Origin of the sequence: Nocardia sp. NPDC088792 (genome assembly GCF_044750615.1) — a bacterium.
In the GTDB taxonomy this organism is placed as follows: domain Bacteria; phylum Actinomycetota; class Actinomycetes; order Mycobacteriales; family Mycobacteriaceae; genus Nocardia.
Genome location: NZ_JBIVKC010000004.1, coordinates 1,134,506 through 1,154,072, shown reverse-complemented (window position 1 = coordinate 1,154,072; position 19,567 = coordinate 1,134,506). Strand labels below are relative to the sequence as shown.

At 68.8% G+C, this 19,567-nt stretch carries 9 protein-coding genes and 1 pseudogene; 4 read left to right on the top strand and 6 right to left on the bottom strand.

All coding sequences use genetic code 11. From position 1 onward, the window contains the following. Window positions 1-307 precede the first annotated feature (307 nt). A complete protein-coding gene (locus ACIP5Y_RS32135; protein WP_400355795.1) occupies window positions 308-1,651 on the top strand; it encodes a protoporphyrinogen oxidase in 1,344 nt (447 codons plus the stop codon). Between the two features lie 106 nt (window positions 1,652-1,757). Here ACIP5Y_RS32135 and ACIP5Y_RS32130 read toward each other — a convergent pair whose 3' ends face one another. Beyond that, a complete protein-coding gene (locus tag ACIP5Y_RS32130) occupies window positions 1,758-2,723 on the bottom strand; it encodes a threonine/serine dehydratase (RefSeq protein ID WP_400355793.1) in 966 nt (321 codons plus the stop codon). Between the two features lie 257 nt (window positions 2,724-2,980). On the opposite strand from ACIP5Y_RS32130, the gene hemQ reads away from it, so the two are divergent. Next, entirely contained in the window at window positions 2,981-3,676 is a 696-nt protein-coding gene (gene hemQ / locus ACIP5Y_RS32125) for a hydrogen peroxide-dependent heme synthase (RefSeq protein ID WP_400355791.1), read from the top strand. A gap of 313 nt (window positions 3,677-3,989) precedes the next feature. Here hemQ and ACIP5Y_RS32120 read toward each other — a convergent pair whose 3' ends face one another. From ACIP5Y_RS32120 to ACIP5Y_RS32100, 5 genes are all read right to left on the bottom strand, one after another. Beyond that, window positions 3,990-5,171 (bottom strand): serine hydrolase domain-containing protein, encoded by a 1,182-nt coding sequence (locus ACIP5Y_RS32120; RefSeq protein ID WP_400355789.1) that lies wholly within the window; start codon window positions 5,169-5,171, stop codon window positions 3,990-3,992. Between the two features lie 101 nt (window positions 5,172-5,272). Next, window positions 5,273-6,235 (bottom strand): hypothetical protein, encoded by a 963-nt coding sequence (locus ACIP5Y_RS32115; RefSeq protein ID WP_400355787.1) that lies wholly within the window; start codon window positions 6,233-6,235, stop codon window positions 5,273-5,275. Beyond that, the gene (locus tag ACIP5Y_RS32110) at window positions 6,232-6,756 is read right to left on the bottom strand and encodes a hypothetical protein (RefSeq protein WP_400355785.1); all 525 of its coding nucleotides are present in this window, start codon (window positions 6,754-6,756) and stop codon (window positions 6,232-6,234) included. Before ACIP5Y_RS32110 ends, ACIP5Y_RS32115 begins: the two co-directional genes overlap by 4 nt. Window positions 6,757-6,781: 25 nt before the next feature. Next, entirely contained in the window at window positions 6,782-7,162 is a 381-nt protein-coding gene (locus tag ACIP5Y_RS32105; RefSeq protein ID WP_400355784.1) for a hypothetical protein, read from the bottom strand. A gap of 139 nt (window positions 7,163-7,301) precedes the next feature. Then, on the bottom strand, window positions 7,302-8,393 hold the full coding sequence (locus tag ACIP5Y_RS32100) for a methyltransferase (RefSeq protein WP_400355782.1): 1,092 nt from the start codon (window positions 8,391-8,393) through the stop codon (window positions 7,302-7,304). 587 nt (window positions 8,394-8,980) lie between these two features. Between ACIP5Y_RS32100 and ACIP5Y_RS32095 the strand changes: the two genes are divergently transcribed. Together ACIP5Y_RS32095 and ACIP5Y_RS32090 are read left to right on the top strand one after the other, a co-directional pair. Further along, a complete protein-coding gene (locus ACIP5Y_RS32095) occupies window positions 8,981-14,386 on the top strand; it encodes a type I polyketide synthase (protein ID WP_400355780.1) in 5,406 nt (1,801 codons plus the stop codon). After that, window positions 14,380-19,509 (top strand): annotated as a pseudogene (locus ACIP5Y_RS32090) (beta-ketoacyl synthase N-terminal-like domain-containing protein); the annotation flags it as partial. The gene ACIP5Y_RS32095 and the pseudogene ACIP5Y_RS32090, both read left to right, overlap by 7 nt. Between the last annotated feature and the right edge of the window lie 58 nt (window positions 19,510-19,567).

Sequence of the window (19,567 nt, the reverse complement as noted above, 5' to 3'; positions counted from 1 at the left end):
CGCCGCTACGACGATCGGCAAGGGGCCGAGTCCGACCTGCGTATCGGTCGGCACGTGCTCGAGCCCGGCGCCGCCGCAGGACTCGTGGTCGCACGCGACGACCGTCCACGGCAACGAGATGATCGGCGCCGAGTAACGCGGAATCGGTCCGGCGCGGCCTCCCCGCTGTGCCGGTGTACCGGCCAGATACCTGCTGTCGGTGCGTCGGGTTGCGAGCCGTCGATGTGGCGCGCTCGGACGTGGCGCGGGCCACCTCGGCGCCGGGAGTACGTTGGCAGGGGAATGTTCAGGTGACGAGGAGTGGTCGATGCGGATCGCGGTGGTCGGTGGCGGGATCAGTGGGCTGGTCGCGGGATATCGGCTGCGGCAGACGCTGGGGGCGGATGCCGAGCTGGTGCTGATCGAGCAGCGGGATCGCGTCGGGGGAATTCTGCGGACGGCCGAGATCGTGGGGGAGCCCGTCGATCTCGGGGCGGAGGCATTTGTCGGGCGGCGACCCGAAATACCGGCATTGATGCGGGAGTTGGGGATCGAGGAGCAGCTGGTTCATCCCGCCGGGAAGCGGCCGCTGGTGTGGTCCCAGGGCGTCGGGCATCGGCTGCCGGAGGGGACCCTCATGGGGATTCCGGCAGGGGCGCAGTCGGTTTCGACCCTGGTGGACGCGGAGACGCTGGCGCGCATTACGGATGAGCCGAATCGGCCGCTGAAATGGGTGTCCGGGAGTGACGTGTCGGTCGGGGCGCTGGTGGCCGATCGGTTCGGTGAGCAGGTGGTACGACGGAGTGTGGATCCGCTGCTCGGTGGCGTGTACGCGGGGACGGCGGGGTCGATCGGGGTGCGGGCGGCCTTGCCGCCGCTGGCCGCCGCGCTCGACGCCGGGGCGACCAGTTTGTCCCAGGCGGTCGCCGATGCGCTGCCGCCGCCGTCGAATACACCGGTCTTCGGTGGCATCCGCGACGGCTACGGCGTCCTGCTCGACGCCTTGCGGACCGCCGCCGATCTGAAGATCGAAATCAGCACCACGGCAACCGCTCTCACCGCGACAGCGGAGGGCTGGCAGCTGGACCCGCTCGGCTGGTTCGACGCGGTGGTACTCGCCACCCCGGCCCCGGTCACGGCGGCCCTGCTGCGCGAGGTCGCACCGGTTGCGGCCGAACTCGTCTCCGGTATCGAACTGGCGTCCTCCGCCGTGGTCGCCCTGGCGCTGCCGAAGGAGACCGCGCTCCCGGACAACTCCGGCATCCTCGTCGCCACGGGTGAACCCTTGCGCGCCAAGGCCTTCACCCTCTCCAGTCGCAAGTGGCCGCATCTGGCCGCCCGCGAGGTGACGCTGGTACGGGCCTCGTTCGGCCGCTTCGGTGACGACACCGCCCTGACCCGCACGGATGCCGAGCTCATCGCCGCCGCCGTCGAGGACCTGACCACGGTGACGGGCACCGAGATCCGGCCGCTGACCGCAGTGGTGCAGCGGTGGCCCGGCGGCCTCCCGCAGTACGCACCCGGCCACACCGCCCGGATCGCCGAACTTCGCACCGCCACAGCCGATCTGCCCGGGCTCGCACTGGCCGGCGCCTACCTCAACGGTGTCGGCGTCCCGGCCTGCGCCGCCTCCGGCACCGCCGCGGCCGCCCGCATTCTCGACCGGCTCTAGTCACTTCCAGCCGTACTGGCCGGACCCGATTCGAAACACGCACGACCAGTACACCAGCGCGGGAATTCGTCCGTTTCGGCTCGGTGGTGTACTGGTCGTGGCCTTTTCAGTGCTGGGTCGGCTTGGGCGCGACCAGATCCGACGGGTCCGTGTTGGCGCCGCAGATGATCACCGCGACGCGTTCGCCGGGGGCGGGGACGTAGGCACCCGAGAGGAGAGCGGCCAGGGCGGTGGCGGCGGCATGCTCGACAGCGAGACGTCGGCAGTCCCAGAGGGTTTGGCGTGCGGCGATGATCTGCTTGTCGGAGACCAGGACCGAACGCACCTCGCCCGCCGCCGCGGCGGCCAGGGACATGGGTGTGACGCGGCGGGCGCCCAGGGCATCGGCGGCGATCGAATCGATATCGACGTCCACCGGATGGCCCGCCTCCAGAGCGGCATTGAACGCCCGGCACTTCTCCGGCTCGACGGCCACCACGCGCACGCCGTGATGCGCTGCGGCAATGGAGATTCCGGTGAGCAGTCCGGCGCCGCCGACCGCGACCACGACGGTGTCCAGGTTCGGCAGCCCGACCACGATTTCGTCCAGAAGCGTGCCCGCGCCCGCGGCGATGTAAGGGTCGTCATAGGCGTGCGAACGCAGGGCGCCGGTAGCGGCGGCGTAGCGCTCGCAATCCAGGGCAGCGTCCGCGTAGTACTCACCGCCCGAAAACACCTGCGCGCCCAGGGCCTTCAGCCGCGTCACCTTGACGGCGGGTGCGGTCGCGGGCAGGAAGACCGCCGCGGCGGCGTCGACCAGCCGGGCGGCCCAGGCGCAGGCGACGCCCGCATTACCGCCCGAGGCGATGGTGACGCCGACCTTCGGGAGGAGATGCTGTTCCTGATGGGCGAGCATGAAATTCGCGGCGCCGCGGGCCTTGAAGCTGCCGGTGTGCTGCATGTGCTCGAGGGCGAACCACACCTCGCCGGCGACGGGCACGGTGTCCGCGTCCGCCTGTGCGAGGACGACGGGACGGACGTGGCCGGCGATGCGGGCGGCCGCGGCTGTCACGTCTGCGTATGTCGGTTGCACTGCGTTTTCCTTCGTTCGTGGGTTCGGTGGCCGCGCCGGCAATCTGTCGCCCGGCCTGCCGGTCTCCGATGCGCCGCTACGTTCGAGCCTAGCCACCCCGGACCCGGACGAATACCCGGTTACGGGAGCGCATTCGGACGAGGCGGAATGCCCGACGGTGACCACAACGCCGCACGGATAAACACCACCGTGCCATTCGGATAAACGCCACAGTGCCCCGCGCCCGGCCGCCCGAACCCGGGTGGCACGATGGGGGTATGGCGCGACTCGACTACAAGGCCCTCAACGACACCATCCGCTACCTCATGTTCTCGGTGTTCCAGGTGGAGCCAGGAGTGCTGGGGGAGGACCGCGCGGCCGCGATCAAGGAGGCGCGCGCCTTCTTCGATTCGCTCGAGGAGCGCGGCGTGGTGGTGCGCGGCATCTACGACGTCGCCGGCCTGCGCGCCGACGCCGACTACATGATCTGGTGGCACGCCGAGAAGATCGAGGATCTGCAGGCCGCCTACGCCGACTTCCGCCGCACCACCGAGCTGGGCTCACTCAGCAACCCGGTGTGGAGCAATGCCGCGCTGCACCGGCCGGCCGAGTTCAACAAGTCCCACATCCCCGCGTTCCTCGCGGGTGAGGAGCCGGGCAACTACATCTGCGTGTACCCGTTCGTGCGGTCCTACGACTGGTACCTGCTGCCCGACGAGGACCGCCGCAAGATGCTCGCCGACCACGGCAAGGAAGCCCGCGACTACCCGGACGTGCGCGCCAACACCGTCGCGTCCTTCGCGCTCGGCGACTACGAGTGGATCCTCGCCTTCGAGGCCCAGGAGCTGCACCGCATCGTCGACCTCATGCGTGACCTGCGCGCCACCGAGGCGAGGCGGCATGTGCGCGAAGAGGTTCCGTTCTTCACCGGCCCGCGCGTCGAGGTCGAGAAGCTCATCGCCGCACTGCCGTGAGCTGAGCAGCACCGGCAATGCGAGAGCCCGGCCGCAACCCGCGGCCGGGCTCACTGCTCTATGCCGGACCGCTGGCTGTCGGAGCGGGCCACGCAGTCTGCCCGCAGAAGTCGGGGCATGCGCGAAATTGCATACGTTCCATAGGATTTCTGCGACCTATCCCGCTGCTCTGCCCGAGGGGTGCAGGCGCAGCGAAACGGAGTTGGTGCACGGAAGATCAGCCCGAATTCGTTCGCGAAAACGGTCGCGACGATCAAGCGACCTTCGGCGTGTCGTTGAGCGGCACGCCGAAGCGCCGGGCGTCGGGGCGACGTCAGCCGAGTATGTGGGTCAACACGGCGAGCCAGGGCTGCCAGCGCGGGTCGGGGCCGACCCCGTCACCGGTCATGTTGGTGCAGCTGTATGCGACCGCGATACCGGATTCGGGATGGGCGAACGCGAGCCTTCCCCCGGTGCCGAGGTGGCCGAACGATCCTTCCCCGAGCATCGGGCTGACCGGACGGGTGAGCTCGTAGCCGTGGGCGAAACGGTGAGTGACCGGTAGTACGTTCAGGGGTGCGGGATGGCTCAGGCCGTCGGTTTGTGGCTGTCGTGCGCGATCCACGGTTTCGGGTGAGAGCAGCCGCACGCCGTCGACCTCGCCGATCGTCGCGGCATACATCCGCGCCAGGGAGCGGGCATTGCCGATAGCGTTGCCGGCCGGGACTTCGGCGGCGTGGCCCACACGAGTGTTGAGCAACTCGATCCCCGTGTCCCGGGTCGCCACGGTGCCCAGCGTCGCCCGGACCAGACGAGCCTCGACATCGATGCCCATCCCGCCCAGCGCTGCCTTCACCTCGGCGGCACCGGGCCACCGGTCGCGATGGAACTGCGGAACCACCCGGTACTCTTCGCTTTCGGGCAGACCGATCCACAGACTCAGGCCCAGTGGGTCACACACTTCCGCGGCGAGGAACTCACCTACGCTCTTACCGCTGACTCGACGGATCAATTCACCGGCCAGATAACCCCAGGTAAGAGAGTGATAGTAGACCGCGGTGCCGGGCTGCCACAGGGGAGTCATCGGCGCCAATGCCGCAACGCACGCCGACCAGTCCGTCAGCTCGTCGACTCCGATCCCGGCGTCCGGATCGAAACTGGACAGGCCGGCCCGATGAGACAGCAGCTCGGCAACGGTGATGCCGGCCTTGCCCGCGGCAGCGAACTCCGGCCAGTACTCGCTGACGGGGGCATCGAGGTCGAGTCGGCGGCGTTCGACGAGCATGTGCACGCAGGTCGCGGTCACTCCTTTCGACACCGACATCTGTACTGCCAGGCTCTCGGCATCCCAATCCTTACCCGAGATCGGATCCTGTCCGATCCACAGATCCGCGACGACCTCACCGTGGCGATACACGCACAGCTGCGCGGCGCCCTCGTCTGCGGCCTGCGCGCGCGCAAACGCCACCCGCACCGCTTCGAATCCGCGTTCCACCTGCCCCTGTACCGGTACCACGGCCCCTCCTCGACAAGATCCGACCAAACCACGTCATCGTACGAAATATGCTCTCTACCAAACCTATTGGATAGCCCCGACGGTCAGGCGTTCCATGCTGATCACGCCACGACAGACTGTTTCGCGGTCTGGTGTTCGTGGTCGGCCAGCTCCATCCGGAGTCGATAGGCGGCTTGCGCGGAACGCGCGGCACTCCAGCACGCTCTACGTGTCGGGCGGAAGCGGTAGGTCCTGTCCAGCACGACTTCCGGGCTGGCGCTGCGGGCTGCCAACCACGTGTGGCCCCGCAAACGTAGTAGCCGGTAGCGGTGCAGTCGATCTCGAAGGTTGTGCCACGCATAGGTCGCCGCCGAGAATCCCGCCGCAGCCAGCGATGCGAGCCCCAACGAGTTCTCGATGGGTTCCGAATGGCGGAACAGGAACGAATCGGTGCCGGTGTATTTCAGTACGAGGTTCACCACATTCACTGCGCAGTAGGTGAATCCGAGGAAATAGGTGGCGGCGACACCGGCCAGCGCGCGGGCGAACGGTCCCCGGCGCACCCACGACAACTCACGCACCGTATACGCGAAACCCACGAGCGTACTGATGGTGAGAGGCGCGATGAACACGATCCAATACGCCGCCACCGCACCGGTCACCGCGAAGTGGTTCTGCAGGAAAGGCACCGCTTGGTGCGCCATCGGTGAGCGGAGATAGGTCACGCTCATCGCAGCCACAATGATGCCCGCCGCCGAGACTTGGACCTTCGCGGACAGGTTTCGGCCGGTGATATAGGAGCTGAAGGCGAGAACCGGTATGGCGGACAGGGTTCCGAAGGTCATCCCGGACAGCGTCATGAGATTGGCGACGCCGGTCACTCGTTGCAGGGCCGGACTGAGTACGTCATCGGTGATACGGGGGACTCTGCAGAGTTTCGCCAATCCCAGGACGAGCAGGATTTGAGTGAAGGGGTTTCCCAGTCCCGTCCACCGGTTCGATTGCCTCCGGTTGCCGACGAGGATGCGCCCGGCCGCCAGGACGAGCAGTACGACAGGAATGAGCGCGGAGATCGCAAGACTCACATCGCCCACCCGAAGGCGGCGGCGGCCCGTTCCAGCATGAGGCGCTGCCGCGGCGTGAGGTCGCTATCCGGAAACAGCGGGCGGCTGAGGGCTTCCGCCGCCTCCATCAGCAGGGTGGCGAACCATTCGGCCTGGCGTTCCAGCGGCAGATCGAAGTTCGAACGCAGGCACGCCTGCTGGGCCAGCAGCCGGTTGATGACCGCCGCTGGGATCGCGGGCGCTGTGCGTGCGAAGTATTCGAGCCGTTCCTCGGGCGCAACGTCATGCCCGAGAACGATATGACCGAGCTCGTGCGCGATGATCCCGTCCCGTTCGATCGAGGACACTCCCGCGCGATGCCGGATGAGATCCTTGCCGGGCAATGGAATCCAGACACCGGAGAAGTCGACACTCTCGTACTCGCCGAGCCCCTCGACGATTTCGATGGGTCGCTCGCGCTGCAGGCTCAGCTCCTCCACGAAGCGCTGCATCGACCACGGGCGGCGCAATGTCAGCTTCGCAATCGCCCTCTCCGCGACCATACGATCCGGGTCGGCGCCGCCGCTGTCAGAGGGACTCAAGGTAGTTCGTCAGCTCGTGTAACGCGTTGACGCCCAGCTGATCCGAGCTCGGACGCAGGGCAACGAAAGGGATCCGCTTGTCACGCTGGACAATCAGCAGGCTCAACTGGAGAAACGGGCTGTAATACTGTGCAGGGTCGTCGGAAAGGAAGCTTGCCGGCATGTCGAAGTAGCGAGCCAGCCCGGCAAGCAGGTCATCGGCCGGGCGACGTGCACCCGCCTGTCGTAGCGCGTCGATGTCCGCCGCTGACACCGGAATCCCCAGGGCCACGGTCAACGCATCGGCCACGGTCGCCGAGTCGACCTCGATGCCGCGGCTGTCGATGAGAGTCGCGAAAAGCAGGTTCACTCGCTCTTCCAACGGCACCGTCCGGCTGCTTCGACTCAATCGTCTTCTCCCTCGGTCGAACTGATGCGATTCAGCTTAGACCGCCACCGTCCGATGAAACCGGCGTCGAGGGGAGGATCCACTACCGTACGGCGCTCCGCGGGCCGCCGATGGAGGGTCAGATCGGGCGTGCCTCCAGGATGTTGTCCGGGCCTGCGGTTTCCACCCGGCGGATCAGTTCGAAACCGTTGGCGGACAGTAGGTTCCGGAAGTCCTCCTCGGTGCGTTCGCGGCCGCCGACGACCACCAGCATCTCCAGGTCGATCAGCTTGCCGACCTGGCGGCGGTTATCCGGCGGCAACACCATCTCGATCAGCAGCAGCCGCGCCGAATCCGACATCGCCGCGCGTACCGTGCGCAGGATGCGCGCGGCGTCGGCGTCGTACCAGTCGTGGAGAACGTGTTTGAGGATGTAGGCGTCACCGCCGGTGGGCACCGATTCGAAGAACGAGCCGCCCGCAACAGTGCACCGTTCGGCCAGGCCGCGCTCCTGCAAGCGCTGCGGCACCGGCGCCACCACCTCGGGCATGTCGAACAGGATGCCCCGCGACCGTGGTGCGCGAGTCAGGATCTCGGTGAGCAGCCGGCCGTGGCCACCGGCGATGTCGACGAGGGTGCCGTACTGCGCGAAGTCGTAGGCGGCCAGTGTCGGTACCAGCGTCAACTCCGAGGCACTGGTCTGCGCCCCGTCGAACAGGTCACCGAACTCGCGGTTCTTGCGGGTGTAGTCGAACAGCGGCATACCGAACACGTGCTCGGCGGCGGGGTCGCCGGTACGGACCGCCTCCGCCAGGCGCGACCACACCGCCCGATGCTCGGACGAGCCGTACAACCGCAGAATCCCCCGGATCGACACAGGCACATCCGAACGCAGCGGCTCGGCCAGCGACGTCAGCCGATAGCGGTCACCATGACGGGCGAAAATGCCTTCCGCCAGCAGCGGCCGCAACAGCCGGGCCAGCGCATCGGGCCGGGCACCGACCCGGTCGGCAAGCTCGTCCAACCGGAGCGGAGCCTCCGCGAGCGCATCGGCAACCCCGAGTTCAGCGGCCGCGGACAGCGCCTGCATGAGGAAACCCCCCTGAACGATATCCAGCAACGCCAGCGGCGCGGGAGCGGTGCGGCGCAGTGCGGTCACCAGCAAACTACGAATTCGATCCACCGCCCGCACCAGCGGCAGCGGTGGAATCTTGGGCTGTTCTGTCACCATTATCGATCTCCGTCGAGAACTTTAGCGGAATCGCGCGATCATCAGCAATCGCGCGTCGCCGAAACGATACACATGAACTGCTACATACGCGATGGTTGCCGATTAACACACTTGCTATCCCCATTCACGACAATCCGCACCGATAGCGCGGAGATAGCTGTGTGAACTGGGTCACAATACCGACTGGATGCGTATGCCAATTTTATGTAAACACGGAGTTGCCCGATCCTCAATTCTGTGAGCGACAGGTGCGCTGCGAGTGTGGGTCCGACGCCCAATGTACCCGTCTCACTTGCTGATACATCGGATCCGGCCGATGTGGCCTATACACTCGCCCGCCTCGTGTGCAATGATTAATTGTGCACGATGAATCCAGGGGCGATCATCGCGCGGAGGGGTGCAACCATCGACATGTCACTGCCACTGAACCGTTCGATACCCGAACTCGTGCACAAGTCGGCGGCGTCGCTCCGGCGCGATCGAATCAGTCGAACCGCATTGAATGCGGACGCATAGGAGCCGCTGTCCAGAATTGCGTGAACAGCGTTCGACTTCCGGGATGAGACATCTCTATTGCAGGACAAAACTTGAATAATCAGAGTGATAGTGACGGAACTTCCTCCACCGATCCGATCGCGATCATCGGCATGGGTTGCCGATATCCGGGCGGGGTATCGACACCCGGCGAATTGTGGGACCTGGTCGCCGCGGAACGGTGCGCGATCACCGAACTTCCGGCCGGCCGGGGCTGGGACCTCGATCGACTGATCGGCTCGACGGGCGAGCCCGGAACGATCGTCACCCGCTTCGGCGGATTCGTCGACGACGGCGCCGGCTTCGACCCCGAATTCTTCGGCGTCTCCCCCCGCGAGGCAGCCGCGATCCATCCGGCCCAGCGGCTGGTCATGATGACCGCCTGGGAAGCGATCGAACGCGCCGGCATCGTCCCCGCCTCGCTGCGCGACCAAGAAGTCGGGGTGTTCGTCGGCATCACCGGACCCGATTACGGGCCACGCTGGCACGGTGCGCCGGAGGATCTGCGCGGCCGGGTACTCACCGGCACCGCACCGAGCATGGTGTCCGGGCGGCTGTCCTACTTCCTCGGCGTCACCGGGCCCGCGGTGTCCATCGACACCGCATGCTCGTCCTCCTCGGTGGCCATCCACCTCGCCTGCCAAACCCTGCACAGCGGCGATGCGATGCTCGCCCTGGCCGGCGGAGCCACCTTCCACGCCACCCCGGGCGTCTTCACCGAATTCAGCCGACAGGGCGCGATGTCCCCGGACGGGCGCTGTAAATCGTTCGCGGACACCGCGGACGGCACCGGCTGGGGCGAGGGCGCCGGAATGCTGTTACTGGCAAGACTTTCCGACGCACGCCGGCTCGGATACCCGGTGCACGCGGTGATCGCCGGCAGCGCGGTGAACCAGGACGGCCCCAGCACCAGACTCACCGCACCGAATCCGGCCGCCCAGGAACGCGTCATCCGCAAAGCGCTCGAGGCCGCGGGCCTCGCCGCCGCCGACGTCGACGCGGTCGAGGCGCACGGGACAGGCACCCGGCTCGGCGATCCCATCGAAGCCAACGCCGTGATCGCCACCTACGGCCAGGACCGCCCCGCCGACCGGCCACTTCGGCTGGGTTCGCTCAAATCGAACATCGGGCACACCGTCGGCGCCGCAGGCGTCGGCGGAATCATCAAGATGGTCCTCGCCATGCGGCACGGCATACTGCCGCGCACGCTGCACGTCGACAATCCCAACCCCCTGATCGACTGGTCGGCCGGACACGTGCGGCTGCTCACCGAACCCCTCGCCTGGCCCGGCACACAGACACCGCGCCGCGCCGGAATTTCCTCCTTCGGCGTCAGCGGCACGAACGCGCACATCATCATCGAAGAACCACCGGCACCCGACACCGAGACAACCACCGCGCCGGAACCGAGACAGCGCCACACACCGACCCCGTGGGTGATCTCCGCGCGCACCGAACCGGCATTGCGCGCACAGGCCCGCCGGCTCGCGCAACACGTGCGAGAACACGAAGACGACGATGTCGCGGCACTGGCACCGGCCCTGTGGCACCACCGATCACGCTTCGAGCACCGCGCGATCATCACCGGAACCGACCGAATCGATCTGCTGAGCGGTCTCGACGCGCTCGTCGACGGCGAGCACTCCGATACCGTGCACACCGGGGTCGCGCGGTCCGCGAACACCGCGGTCTTCGTCTTTCCCGGACAGGGCGCGCAATGGGCGGGAATGGCCGCCGAACTCCTAGAACAGTCGCCGGTGTTCGCCACCGAACTCACCGCCTGCGCCGAAGCGCTTGCACCGCACTGCGACTGGTCGCTACTCGACGTACTGCGCCAGTCGCCCGGCGCGGCGAGCCTCGACCGCGTCGACGTCGTCCAGCCGGCGCTGTTCGCCGTCATGGTGGCGCTGGCGAAACTGTGGCAATCCCACGGCGTGCACCCCGGCGCGGTGATCGGGCACTCCCAAGGCGAAATCGCGGCCGCGCACATCGCGGGAGCATTGACCCTGCCCGACGCGGCGGCCATCGTGGCGCTGCGCAGCCGAGCCCTGTGCACCCTCTCCGGCGCCGAGTACGGAATGGCATGGGTGGCACTGGATTCCGATCGCACCGCCGAGTACCTCGCGAAAGCCTCGGCGCCACTGAGCATCTCCGCCGTCAACAGCCCCACCGCCACCGTCTTCTCCGGCCCGGCCACCGCGCTCGGCGAGCTGGTCGACACCATGGAGGCCGCCGGGCACCACGCGGTCATACTTCCCGTCGACTACGCCAGCCACTCACCGCAAGTGGAATCGGTACGCGCCGAACTGCTGAACACCCTCGCCGGCATCACCCCCACCGCCTCCGCGGTGCCGTTCTATTCGACCGTCACCGGCGCACTCCTCGACACCCGCGGGCTCGACGCCGACTACTGGTACCTGAATCTGCGACAGCCGGTTCAGTTCTCCGCCGCGGTGCGCGCCGCCCTCGCCGACGACCATCAGGTCTTCATCGAAGCCAGTCCGCATCCGGCGCTGCTGAAATCCGTGGCAGACATCGCGCACGAGGCGTCCGTTCCCGAGGTGGTGACAGTCGCCTCGCTCGGCCGCGACGACGGCGGGACCGCGCGATTCGCCGCGAGCCTGGCTCGAGCCCATGTCCGAGGGGTCGACCTGGACCCGTCCGCGATCTTCGGCGACACCGCGTCGGCGAACACCGAACTGCCCACGTATGCCTTCGCGAACCGTCCCTTCTGGCTCGGCGAAGGGGACGGCGAAGCGGCGGTTTCGGGACTGCAGAACACCGGCCACCTGCTGGTTTCCTCCGCAGTCGCGCTACCGGACACCGATGGCTTCCTGCTCACCGGCAGCGTGTCGCTGCGCACGCATCCCTGGCTCGCCGATCACGCGGTGCAGGGACGCGCGATCCTGCCCGGCGCCGCACTCGCCGAGCTGGCGATGCGGGCAGGCGACGAAGTGGGATGCGACAAGGTCACCGAGCTGACCCTGCACCGGCCGGTCGTACTGCCCGAAACCGGCGCGCTGGAACTTCAGGTCGCGGTCGGGCCCCCGACCGGCGACGGCCGCCGCAGCGTACGGGTGTACTCCCGGGCCAACGACCGGTCCGCCGGCGAGTGGACCCGCCACGCCGACGGCCTGCTCGGCCACGACGACACCGCGCCCGCCCCCGACCTCGGCCAGTGGCCACCGGCCGGCGCCGACCCGCTGGATCCCGAACACGTCTACGCCACGTTCGAGGACACCGATATCGCCTACGGACCGGCATTCCGCGCATTGACCGCCTGCTGGCAGCGCGGCGAGGAGTACTTCGCCGAAGTACGACTCGGCCCCGACCGCGAAGCCGAAGCCACCCGGTTCGGCCTGCACCCGATCCTCTTCGACAGCGCGCTGCACCTGCTGGCGCTGGCCGGCCTGACCCGCGACGGCGTGACCCGGCTGCCGTTCGGATGGACCGGCGTCACCCTGCGCGCCACCGGCGCCACCGGCCTGCGCGTCCGGCTGACCCGCGCCGAATCCGGCGCGTTCACCGTCGAAGCCACCGACATGCAGGGACAACCGGTGCTCACCGTCGACTCGCTCGACGTGCTCCCGATCGCCGAAGGCGCGATGAGCGCCGGTGCCCGCCTCGAATCGCTCTACGTTCCCCAGTGGGTTCCGGTGGCGATCGACCCGCAGCCGGCCACCGGCCGATGGGCAGTACTCGGCGCCGCCACACCCGAATCGGACTGGGGCACAACGGTTGTCACCGAACACCGTGATGTGGCCGCACTGCGCGACGTGCTGTCGAGCGGCCTACCCGCACCCGACGTCGCCGTGCTGACCGTCGCCGGCCGCCACACCGCCGCCATCGCACTGGTGGCCGAGGTGCTCGGCGAGCTGCAGCGCTGGCTGGCCGACCCGCGCCTGACCGGCACCCGCCTCGTCGTACTCACCGAACACGGTGTGGCCACCACGGACGACGAGGACGTCGACCCGGCGATGGCCGCCGTCTGGGGCCTCGCCCGAACCGCGCACACCGAACATCCCGGACGGTTGATCCTGCTGGACACCGACGGGCACCCCGACTCGCTGACCGCCCTGCCCGGCGTGCGATCCACCGGCGAACCCCAGCTCGCGCTGCGCCGCGGGACCGCGACCGGATTCCGCCTCACCCGCCACCGGCAGACACCACCGCGCGCAGCACGCGAACTCGAGCCCGAAGGCACCGTGCTGATCACCGGCGGCACCGGCACACTCGGCAGCCTCCTCGCGCGGCACCTCGTCGCAACCCACCACGTCCGGCACCTGATGCTGGCCGGCCGGCGCGGCGCGGACACCCCCGGCGCCGGCGCACTCGTCACCGAACTGCGGGAACTCGGCGCCGAGGTCACCGTCGTGCGATGCGACACCGGCGACCGGGACTCGGTGGCCACGACACTGGCCGCCGTACCCGCCGCACACCCGCTCACCGCGGTGATCCACGCAGCCGGTCAGCTCGACGACGCACTCGTCGAATCGCTGACCACCGAACAGGTGACGACCGCCATGGCAGCCAAGGCCACCGGCGCCCTGCATCTCGACGAGCTGACCCGCGGCCACGACCTCGCCGCATTCGTCCTGTTCTCCTCGTGCGCAGCCACATTCGGCACCGCCGGGCAAGGCAACTATGCCGCCGCCAACGCACTCCTGGACGGCCTCGCTCAACGACGACGGGCCGCAGGCCGGGCGGCGACCACGCTCGCCTGGGGACTGTGGGACGAACGCAGCGCGCTGACCTCCCACATCGACGCCGGCAACCGGATCCCGATCGCCCCCGGGGTCCAGGTCGAGGCCCTGGGCACCGAAGAAGGCCTGGCACTCTTCGACGCCTGCTGGTTGTCCACGATCACCGCGGCCGTTCCCGTCCGGCTCCGCTTCGACGCAAACGATTCCGCCGCAACGGTTCCACCGCTACTGCAGGCCCTGGCACCGCGCAGGCTGCGGCGTTCGGTGACCGATCCCGCGCCGACGCCCGAACAATCCGCAGCGCAACTCGCGGCCCGGCTCGGGCAGCTGCCCGAAACCGAACAACTACGCACACTGGTGGACCTGGTCCGCGAGCACGCCGCCGCGGTACTCGGTCAGGAATCCCTGCACGCGCTGGCTCCGGAACAATCGTTCCGCGGCTTCGGCATGGAATCCCTCGGCGCCGTCGAATTGCGCAACCGGCTCAGCGCGGCAACCGGGAAATGGCTCACCGTCGCAGTCATCTTCGACCATTCCACCCCCGCCAAACTCGGCGCCTACCTGCACCGGCTGCTCACGGCCACCCCGGCACCGGCCGCTCCCCAGCCCCGGCACACCCCGGACCGGCACCCGACCGTATCCCCGGTCGAGGACAACGAGATCGACGATACGGATATCGACGCAATGGACGTGGACGCCCTGCTGAACCTGGTGAACGGCGACAGCAGCGCGGACACCGGAACGGTCGCATCATGAGCGCCGCCGAAGACAAGGTCGTCGAGGCACTACGCAAGGCGATCAAGGAGAACCAGCGGCTGCAAAGGGAAAACCGGCAACTACAGCGACAAGCCGGCGAACCCATCGCCATCGTCTCGATGGCCTGCCGGCTGCCCGGCGGCGTCCGCAGCCCCGAGGACATGTGGCAGGTGCTGATCGACGGCACCGACACCGTCTCCACGCTTCCCGCCGACCGCGGCTGGGACCTCGACAACCTCTACGACCCCGAACCGGGCCGGCCCGGGAAAACCTACACTCGGCACGGCGGATTTCTTTCCGGCGCAGATGAATTCGACCCCGGCTTCTTCGGCATCTCACCGCACGAAGCGGTGGCCATGGATCCACAGCAACGATTGCTGCTGACCACCACCTGGGAGTTGTTCGAAAGAGCCGGCCTCGCACCGGAATCCCTGCGCGACACAGCGACCGGGGTATTCACCGGGCTACTCGGCGCCGACTACTACCCCGGAATGGACCGCACGCCCACGGAATTCGCCGGCTACGCCATGACCGGCAGCGGCACCAGCATCGCCTCGGGCCGGGTGTCGTATCTGCTCGGATTGACCGGACCCGCCGTCACCGTCGACACCGCCTGCTCCTCATCCCTGGTCGCCATCCACCTCGCGATGCGATCACTCCGCGCCGGCGAATGCGAACTCGCGGTCGCCGGCGGCGCGACCGTCATGGCCACCCCCGAAGTACTGGTCGAGTTCAGCATGCAACGCGGACTCGCCGCGGACGGCCGCTGCAAACCCTTCTCCGCCGCCGCCGACGGCACCGTACTCGGGGAGGGCGCCGGCGTCGTACTGCTGGCCCGGCAATCGGTGGCCGAACGGCTCGGCTACCCGATCCTCGCGTTGATCACCGGCTCGGCGATCAACCAGGACGGCGCGAGCAACGGCATGACCGCCCCCAACGGCACCGCGCAACGGGCGCTGATCACCGCGGCGCTCGCCGACGCCGGGCTGACCGCCTCCGACGTCGACGCCGTGGAGGCACACGGAACCGGAACCCTGCTCGGTGACCCGATCGAAGCCGGGGCGCTACTGGACACCTACGGATCGGGGCGCAGCACGGACCGGCCGCTGCTGCTCGGCTCGTTGAAATCCAACTTCGGGCATCCGCAGGGCGCGGCCGGCGTCGCCGGCGTGATCAAACAGGTACTCGCCCTCCGAGCCGGCGTGCTGCCCAAGACCTTGCACCTCGACCAGGCCACCACGCAGGTCGACTTCTCCGGCGGGAGCGTCGCGCTGCTCGACGCGCAGCGCCCCTGGCCCGACGTGGACCGGGCCCGGCGCGCCGGGGTCTCCTCGTTCGGGATCAGCGGGACCAATGCACACCTGATCCTCGAACAGGCACCGGAACCCGCCCCCGCCACACCACGCCCTACGCGCGAACCTGCTGTCCCACAATGGTTTCCGTTGGCGGCGAAGGACACCGCGGCGCTTGCCGCCCAGGCGGCGCGCCTCCGCGATCACCTGCACGCCCATCCCGACCTCGACCTCGCCGATATCGGCTACTCCCTGGCCACTACCCGGACACCGTTCGACCATCGAGCCGTCGCGCTCGCGGGCTCGCGGGAACAGTTGTCCGGGGCGCTGGAGGCACTCGCGCGCGGCCTGCCACATCCACTGGTGGCCACCGGCCGCGCACGACACGGCAGAGTGGCGTTCCTCTTCGGCGACAGCACCGGCCCACACGCTGGCACGGGCGCCGGACTGTACGCGCGGTACCCGGCGTTCACCGCAGCATTCGACGACATCGCCGCCGAGTTCGACCGGCATCTCGACCGGCCGCTACGCGAGCTGATGTTCGGTGCCACGCCGAACGGCGCGACACCGCCGCGCACACCGGAATACGCACAGCCGGCACTGTTCACCTTCCACGCCGCGCTCGCCGCGCTGCTGCGGGATTGGGGCATACGCCCGGACTACCTCGGCGGGCATGGGCTCGGCGAGCTGACAGCCGCCTACGTCGCCGGCGTCTGGACCTTGACGGACGCCTGTGAATTGGTTGCGGCGCGCGGCGCGCTGATCGCCGCGACGCCGGCCGGCGCGGCGACCGGCGAGGCAGCGCCGATGCTCGCCCGATTCCGTGCGGTCGCCGAACGGCTGCATTACCGGCGGCCCGACCTGCCCGTCGTCTCCACCGTGACCGGTGAACTGGACATCGGCGAACAGTTCACGTCCCCGGACTACTGGGTCCGGCAGACCACGATGCCCGCACAGTTCCCCGCTGCGATCCGGGCATTGCGCGCCGCCGGCGTCTCGACGCTGCTCGATCTCGGGCCGAATGACACCTTGGCGACCATGGCCGGAAACGGTCTCGACGCGATGGCCGGTGCCGAAGCCCTCACCGTATTGTCCACTGCGCGTGGCGAACAACTGTCCACCGCGCACGGCGAACACGAGGCCGACGCGGCTGCGCTGACGCTGGGTGCCGCGCACGCGGCCGGTGTCGACGTCGATTGGGAAAGGGTGTTCGCCGCGGCCGCACCGCGCAGGGTCGCCCTGCCGACGTACCCGTTCGCGGAGCACCGCTACTGGTGGGACCTGCCCGCGCACACCGTCACCCGGCCACCGGAGACCGACCCGGTATCGCCGGGAGACCCTGTAGCCGCCAACGTGCCGCGCGGAGACCGGCTGGCGGCCGTGGTGCTCGAGCTCATCGCCGCCGTCGCCGGCCACACCGACGCAGACCTGCTCGCCGACGCCTCGTTCCGCGACCTCGGGCTCACCTCGGTCGGCATGCTCACGCTGCACCGGAAGCTGGAAAAGGCCACCGGCCTGCGGCTACCCAAGACGATCGGCTTCGACCATCCCTCGGTGCCGGAGCTGATGAGCTACCTCGAGGAACGGCTGACCGAGAGCGACAGCGCCCCCGGCCCGGCGCGCCCGCGCACTGCAGCGCGCCCCGCGATCGATACCGCAGCGTTGACCGATACCGCAGCGTTGACCGATACCGCAGCGTTGACCGATACCGACGCCGCATCGTTGATCGATGCCGATGCCGATGCCGATGCCGATGCCGATGCCGATGCCGATGCCGATGCCGATGCGATCGCCATCGTCGCGATGGCCTGCCGCTATCCCGGTGGCGTGCACGGACCGGAAGACCTGTGGCGCCTGGTGATGGCGAAAACGGATGCGGTGGGGGAGTTCCCGCACGATCGCGGCTGGCCGAGCGGCCTGTACCACCCGGATCCCGATCACCCGGGCACCAGCTACACCCGCCACGGCGGCTTCCTCGCCGACGCCGCCGACTTCGACGCCGCGTTCTTCGGCATCTCCGCCCGCGAGGCCGGTGCGATGGATCCACAGCACCGGCTGCTGCTGGAGACGTCCTGGGAGGCGTTCGAGCGCGCAGGCATCGACCCGGCCGCCGTCAAGGGCACCCCGACCGGCGTGTTCTTCGGGATCGCCCTGCAGGACTATCGACCGGGCAGCGAAGGCGGCACGGACACGCTCGGCGGCTACCGGGTCACCGGACTCGCACCGAGCGTCGCGTCCGGGCGGGTCGCCTACGTCCTCGGCACCGAGGGTCCCGCGGTGACAGTGGACACCGCCTGCTCCTCGTCCCTGGTCGCTCTGCATTTGGCCGCGCAGTCACTACGTTCCGGCGAAAGCACGCTCGCGCTGGCCGGCGGCGCGACCGTGATGGCCGGTCCGGACGCCTTCGTGGAATTCAGCCGCCAGCGCGGGTTGTCGGCCGACGGCCGCTGCAAGGCCTTCTCCGCCTCCGCGGACGGCACCGGCTGGGCCGAGGGCGCCGGCGTGCTGCTGCTGGAACGCCTGGGTGACGCCCGCCGGCTCGGGCACCCGGTGCTGGCGCTGCTGCGCGGCACCGCGACGAACTCCGACGGCATGAGCAACGGGCTCACCGCGCCGAACGGCAGCGCACAACAGCGCGTGATCCGCGCCGCCCTGGCCAACGCCGATCTCGAACCCGCCGACATCGACCTGGTCGAGGCGCACGGCACCGGCACCGCGCTCGGCGACCCGATCGAGGCCAACGCGCTGCTGCAGACCTACGGCGCCGCCCACAACGCCGGGCGGCCGGTGTGGCTGGGTTCCTTCAAGTCGAACATCGGGCACTCGATGGCCGCGGCGGGTGTCGGCGGCGTGATCAAGACAGTGCAGGCCATCACCCACGCCACCATGCCGCCGACACTGCACGCGGAACAACCCTCGCCACACGTGGATTGGGATTCCAGCGGAGTGCGGCTGCTCACCGAGGCCAGGCCGTGGCCGGACGCGACGCCGCGCCGGGCGGCGGTGTCGGCATTCGGGATGAGCGGCACCAACGCACACGTGATCATCGAACAGGCCCCGCCAGGCCCCGCGACGCGTACCGAACCGGGATCGACGGACGGTAATCGCTCGGTGCTGGTACCGATCTCCGGCCGCTCGGCCGCCGCGCTGCGTGCGCAGGCCCAGCGACTGCTCGACTACCTCGACGACCACCCCGAACTGGCGTGCACCGACGTCGCATGGTCATTGGCGACCGGGCGGTCGGCGATGCGGCATCGTGCGGCGCTGGTGGCCGGTCATCGAGCGGAACTGCTCGCGGGGTTGCGGGCCGTCGCTGCGGGCGAGCCGGACGGATCCGCCGGGGTGTGGATCGGCACGGCCGGGCCGTCGCGTTCGGTGGTCGCGGCGGGGGAGACCGTTGAGGACTTGGCCGCGGCCTATGTGCGCGGCTTCGCACCCGACTGGTCGGTGGTGTTCGCGCACGTGCCGGTCAGCCGAGTCGACCTGCCCACCTACGCGTTCCAGCGATCGCGGTACTGGATGATGCGTCCGGCCGGTCCGGCGGCGGCCGGCGTCACGCGACCGGCACCTGCCGCGACGCCGGCGGCGACCCGGTGGACACCGGCCGATGCGGACGATCCCTTCCGGCACGAACTGCTGATGGAACGCATCACCGCGCATACGGCGGCCCTGCTCGACGTCGGCATTGCGGACATCGATCCGGACGAAGGGTTCTTCCAACTCGGCATGGACTCGATGATGGCGGTCGATCTGCGCAGACTGCTGGAACGGGATCTGGGCACGGAGTTGCCCGGCACTGTGCTGTTCGAACAGCCCAATGTTCGTGAGCTGGCCGACTACCTGATCCAGCACACCGGCACCGCTCCCACCGGCACCGCTGTCAACGGAA

Bases quoted from the DNA above. Each gene is read 5' to 3' on its own strand.
- ACIP5Y_RS32135 (WP_400355795.1), top strand. From the start codon at position 308: ATGCGGATCGCGGTGGTCGGTGGCGGGATCAGTGGGCTGGTCGCGGGA.
- hemQ (WP_400355791.1), top strand. From the start codon at position 2,981: ATGGCGCGACTCGACTACAAGGCCCTCAACGACACCATCCGCTACCTC.
- ACIP5Y_RS32110 (WP_400355785.1), bottom strand. From the start codon at position 6,756: ATGGTCGCGGAGAGGGCGATTGCGAAGCTGACATTGCGCCGCCCGTGG.
- ACIP5Y_RS32100 (WP_400355782.1), bottom strand. From the start codon at position 8,393: ATGGTGACAGAACAGCCCAAGATTCCACCGCTGCCGCTGGTGCGGGCG.